Here is a 4,964-nt window from a genome sequence, read left to right on the forward strand (position 1 = left end):
CCGCCGCACCTGGCTCGCCGCGAGCGCCACCCTCGCGCCCGAGGGCCGCTCGGTGATGTTCGAGGTGATGGCCCGGCTCGTCTTCCACCCCTTTCTCGTGCTCTCCCTCTACCTTCTCTTCTGCGCCGAGAACCTGCCGGGCGGCGGCTTCACCGCGGGGCTCGTCGCCGGGCTGGCGCTGGGGGTGCGCTATCTCGCGGGCGGGCGGGTGGAGCTCGCCGCCGCCGCGCCCGTCGACGCGGGCTTCCTGCTCGGGCTCGGCCTGGTGATCCTCACCGGCACCGGGCTCGCCGGGCTGGTGTTCGGCGGGGACGTGCTCGCTTCGGGCACCGTGCACGGCGAACTCCCGCTGCTCGGCGGGTTCCACGCCGCCAGCCCGGTGCTGTTCGACACCGGCGTCTATCTGCTGGTCCTGGGCGTCGTCCTCGACGTCCTGCGCAGCCTCGGCTCCGAGATCGACCGGCGTATGGAGCGGGCGCGGATCCGCGCTGCCCTGGAGCGGCAGGGGGACGCGCCATGACGGAGACGCTGATCCTGGTGATCGCCGGCGGCGTGCTGTTCGCCGCCGGCACGGCGCTGCTGCTGGCCCGCCCCCTCACCCGCATCCTGCTGGGCGCGGTGCTCATCGGGAACGGTGTCAATCTGCTGGTGCTCGCGACGAGCGGCGCCGCCGGGGATCCGCCGCTGCTCTACCCGCGCTTCGAGGCGGGGCGCATGGCCGATCCGCTGCCTGCGGCGTTCATCCTCACCGCCATCGTCATCACGCTCGCGCTGACCGCGTTCCTCGTGACCATGGCGTACCGCTCCTGGGAGCTGTCCGGCAGCGACGACGTCCAGGACGACGCGGAGGACATCCGCGTGGTGCGGCGCGCGGCACTCGCGGACGAGGTCGACGTGCGGGCGGTGCGGACCCGTCAGGCGCGGGCGCTGCAGAGCGCGGAGGGCGCCGGGGACGAGGACGATCCGTGGGCGACGATCCTGGGGAGCGACACATGAGCGCCCGGAGCGGAAGGCGGGCGGGCCCGTGAATCCCGGCGCCGTGTCGTATCTCGTGCCGCTGCCCGTGATCCTGCCGCTCTTCGCCGCCGGGCTGAAGCTCACCATCGGGACGCGGCTGCTGCGGGTGCAGCGGCTCATCAGCGTGGCGGTGCTGGCCGCCGTGCTCGCCGTCTCGGTGGTGCTGCTCGTCGCCGCCGACCAGCACGGGCCGCAGGCGCGGTACGCCGGGGGCTGGGCGCCGCCGGTCGGGATCGTGCTGGTCGCCGACCGGCTGTCGGCGCTGATGCTCGTCGTCTCCTCGGCCGTGACGCTGTGCGTGCTGGTCTACGCCGTCGGCCAGGGCATGGCCGACAACGACCGGCCCACCCCGCTCGCCGTCTTCCACCCCGCCTATCTGGTGCTCGTCGCCGGGGTCTCGGACACCTTCCTCGCCGGGGACCTGTTCAACCTCTACGTCGGCTTCGAGGTCATGCTGACGGCGAGCTACGTGCTGCTGACCATCGGCGGCACCGTCGCCCGGATCCGCGCGGGCGCGACGTACGCGATCATGGCGCTGCTGTCCTCGGTGCTGTTCATGGCGGCCGTCGCGATGGTGTACGCGGCGACGGGCACGGTCACCATGGCCGAGCTGCCCGCCCGGCTGGACGCGCTGCCCGAGGGGATCCGCACCGTCATCCAGATCGCGCTGCTGCTGGTGTTCGGGATCAAGGCCGCCGTCTTCCCGCTGGCGGCGTGGCTGCCGGACTCGTATCCGACCGCGCCCGCGCCCGTCACGGCCGTCTTCGCGGGGCTGCTCACCAAGGTGGGCGTCTACGCGATGCTGCGCACCCAGACGCTGCTGTTCCCCGGGGACCGGCTGGCCGAGCCGCTGATGGTCGTCGCGCTGCTGTCGCTCCTGGTGGGGATCCTGGGCGCCGTGGCCCAGACGGACCTCAAGCGGCTGCTGTCCTTCACCCTCGTCAGCCACATGGGATACATGGTCTTCGGCATCGCGCTCGGCTCGGGCGAGGGGATCGCGGGCGCCGTCTTCTACGTCGCGCACCACATCACCGTGCAGACCACCCTCTTCCTCGTCGCCGGGCTGGTGGAGCGGCGCAGCGGCAGCACGGACCTGCCCAGCGTGGGCGGGCTGGCGACGCTCTCGCCGCTGCTCGCGCTGCTGTTCTTCGTGCCCGCGATGAACCTCGCCGGCATCCCGCCGCTCTCCGGGTTCCTCGGCAAGCTGGGGCTGCTGCGGGCCGGTGTCGAGGACGGCGGCGTGCTGGCGTACGTCCTGGTCGGGGCGGGCTCGGCGACCAGCCTGCTGACCCTGTACGCGCTGGCGAAGGCGTGGAACCTGGCCTTCTGGCGGGCGCCGACGCCGGAGATGGACGCGGTGGGCACGGTGCTGGAGCGGGCGGACCCGGAGGCCGTGCCCGAACCCGCGTCCGGCGTCGGTCCGCCCGCCGGGTCCGGGCGGGTGGCGACGTTCGGCGGGCAGTCCATCACCACCACCCGCACCCTGCCGGCGAGCATGGCGGGCGCGACGGCCGCGCTGGTGCTGTTCGGGCTGGCGTTCACGGTGCTGGCCGGACCGATGACCGCCTTCACCGGGCGCGCCGCGGACGAACTCCTCGCCCGCACCCCGTATGTGACGGCGGTGCTGGGGCGGTGAGCGCGGGATGACGGCTCCTCAGCGGCTCCACGAGTCCAGCAGGCTGCGCGCCACCCAGTGGCCGACGGTGCTCGGGCTGACCCTGCTGTGGATGCTGCTGTGGGGCACGCTCTCGGTCGCCAACGTGCTGACGGGGGCGCTGGTCGGGGTGCTGGTGACGGTCGTCTTCCCGCTGCCGCCGATCGAGCGGCAGGCGCGGCTGCACCCCGTCGGGCTGGCGCGGTTCGCGCTGCGCTTCGCGGGCGACATGGTGGTGTCGAGCTGGCGCGTGAACCGCGTGATCCTCGCCCGCCGTCCGCCGCGCTGCGCCGTCCTCGGCGTCCGGATGCGCTGCCCGGGGGATCTGATGCTGACGGTCACGGCGATCGCCGTCTCGGCGGTGCCCGGCAGCACCGTACTGGAGCTGGACCGCCGGTCGGGGACGCTCTATGTGCACGTGGTCGGCGCGGGCAGTGCGGCCGAACGGGACCGGGCACGGCGGGAGGTGCTGCGGCTGGAGGAGCGCGTCGTACGGGCCCTGGGCACGCGCGCCGATGTCGCGGCGATCGACGCGGCCGAGACCGCGCGGGAGATCTTCGGACGGTGGAGGTGACGCGGTGAGTGAACTGCGCGAGGTGGCGCTCGCGATGGTCGCGGGGCTGCTGCTGGCCGCCGGGGCGCTGGTGACGGTGCGGCTGGCGCGCGGGCCGAGCAGTCTGGACCGCGCGGTGGCGCTGGACACGCTGGTGTCGGTGGCGATGGCGGGCATCGGGGTGCAGACGGCGGTGCGGCGGGACCCGTTCTCGCTGCCCGTGCTGCTGGTGCTCGCCTTCCTCGGCTTCACGGGCTCGGTGGGGGTGGCCCGCTTCATGGCGCTGCGCGACGAGGCGGGTGCGGGGGAGGAGGGAGCGGAGGAGGGAGCGGGGCCATGAGCGTGAGCTGGGCCGGGGTGGCCGACGCGGTGGGCGTCGGCTGCATGCTGGCGGGCGCGGCGATGTGCCTGCTGGCCGGGATCGGGCTGCTGCGGCTGCCCGATGTGCTGACGCGGATGCACGCCGCCACCAAGCCGCAGTCGTTCGGCCTGCTGCTGGTGCTGCTCGGCGCCGGTCTCTGGCTGCGGAGCGTAGTCGACTTCGGGACGCTGGCGCTGGTGGCGCTCTTCCAACTGATCACCACACCGGTCGCCGCACATCTGGTGGGGCGCGCCGCCTACCGCACGGGACAGGTGGACAGGACGGGGGTGGTGGTGGATGAGCTCGGCGAAGCGCTCCGAGAAAAGCGCAGGTCAGCGGGGTAAGTTCGGCCTTCCTTGCTGGCGCGGGCCCTGGACTCGGGCATATCTTCGAGTGCGAAGCGCGGAGTGCGGCTCGCGGCATACGCGACGCACAAAGCTCGCCAAGCTCGTGAGAGGAGCGCGACCGGAGATGTCCGTCGCCGCAGCACCGGAACCGACCCATGTCGCCCACCGTGACAACCACACGCACCGTGACGTCACCGGCGGCTGGCTGCGGCCCGCCGTCTTCGGGGCCATGGACGGGCTGGTCTCCAATCTGGGGCTGATGACGGGCGTCGCGGGCAGCTCCGCGTCCTCGCAGACCATCGCCATCGCGGGGCTGGCCGGACTGGCCGCGGGCGCGTTCTCGATGGCCGCCGGCGAGTACACCTCGGTGGCCTCGCAGCGCGAACTCGTCCAGGCCGAGCTGGAGGTGGAGCGGCGCGAGCTGCGGCGCAGCCCCCGCGAGGAGGTGCGCGAGCTGGCCGCGCTGTACGAGGCGCGGGGGGTGGAGCCGCGGCTGGCCCTGGAGGTCGCCCAGCAGCTGCACCGGGATCCCGAGCAGGCGCTGGAGATACACGCGCGGGAGGAGCTGGGGGTCGACCCCGCCGACCTGCCCTCGCCCACCGTCGCGGCGGTCTCCTCGTTCGTGTCGTTCTCGGTGGGAGCCGTGCTGCCGGTGCTGCCCTATCTGTTCGGGGCGACGGCGCTGTGGCCCGCGGTGCTGCTGGCGCTGGCCGGGCTGTTCGTGTGCGGGGCCGTGGTGGCCCGGGTGACGGCCCGCACCTGGTGGTTCAGCGGGGTGCGGCAGCTTCTGCTGGGCGGGGCGGCGGCAGCGGTGACGTACGGGCTCGGCACCCTCTTCGGAGTGGCCGTCGGCTAGGGCCAGTAGGGGCAGCCCCTTGCTGTCGCGTCGCAGTCCGCGGCTGATGTCCGGGCTCGGCGCGCAGTTCCCCGAGCCCCTGACCGGTGTGCGCCCCGTCAGGGGCGCGGGGAACTGCGCGACCAGCCACGGAACACCCGCGGACCGCGACGCGACAGCAAGGGGCAGCCCCTCCC

General features: G+C 73.7%; 7 protein-coding genes. All 7 read left to right on the plus strand.

The features are described 5' to 3' along the window. A partial coding sequence (locus G5C65_RS30985) for an MnhB domain-containing protein (protein WP_277608127.1) occupies positions 1-520 on the plus strand: 520 nt, incomplete at its 5' end. Next, the gene (locus G5C65_RS30990; protein WP_165302371.1) at positions 517-996 is read left to right on the plus strand and encodes a Na(+)/H(+) antiporter subunit C; all 480 of its coding nucleotides are present in this window, start codon (positions 517-519) and stop codon (positions 994-996) included. The genes G5C65_RS30985 and G5C65_RS30990, both read left to right, overlap by 4 nt. A gap of 43 nt (positions 997-1,039) precedes the next feature. After that, positions 1,040-2,653 carry a Na+/H+ antiporter subunit D gene (locus G5C65_RS30995; protein ID WP_165302375.1) on the plus strand — a complete coding sequence of 538 codons (1,614 nt, stop codon included), beginning with the start codon at positions 1,040-1,042 and terminating at the stop codon, positions 2,651-2,653. A gap of 7 nt (positions 2,654-2,660) precedes the next feature. Next, positions 2,661-3,245: a Na+/H+ antiporter subunit E gene (locus G5C65_RS31000; RefSeq protein ID WP_165302372.1), complete on the plus strand. Its 585-nt coding sequence runs from the start codon at positions 2,661-2,663 to the stop codon at positions 3,243-3,245. A gap of 4 nt (positions 3,246-3,249) precedes the next feature. Further along, a complete protein-coding gene (locus G5C65_RS31005) occupies positions 3,250-3,564 on the plus strand; it encodes an MrpF/PhaF family protein (protein ID WP_420903379.1) in 315 nt (104 codons plus the stop codon). After that, on the plus strand, positions 3,561-3,929 hold the full coding sequence (mnhG, locus tag G5C65_RS31010) for a monovalent cation/H(+) antiporter subunit G (protein WP_165302373.1): 369 nt from the start codon (positions 3,561-3,563) through the stop codon (positions 3,927-3,929). The genes G5C65_RS31005 and mnhG overlap by 4 nt, the downstream gene beginning before the upstream one ends. Positions 3,930-4,056: 127 nt before the next feature. After that, entirely contained in the window at positions 4,057-4,788 is a 732-nt protein-coding gene (locus G5C65_RS31015; protein WP_165302374.1) for a VIT1/CCC1 transporter family protein, read from the plus strand. Positions 4,789-4,964: the final 176 nt, after the last annotated feature.

It is taken from the genome of Streptomyces boncukensis, from assembly GCF_011045075.1.
GTDB classification, from domain to species: domain Bacteria; phylum Actinomycetota; class Actinomycetes; order Streptomycetales; family Streptomycetaceae; genus Streptomyces; species Streptomyces boncukensis.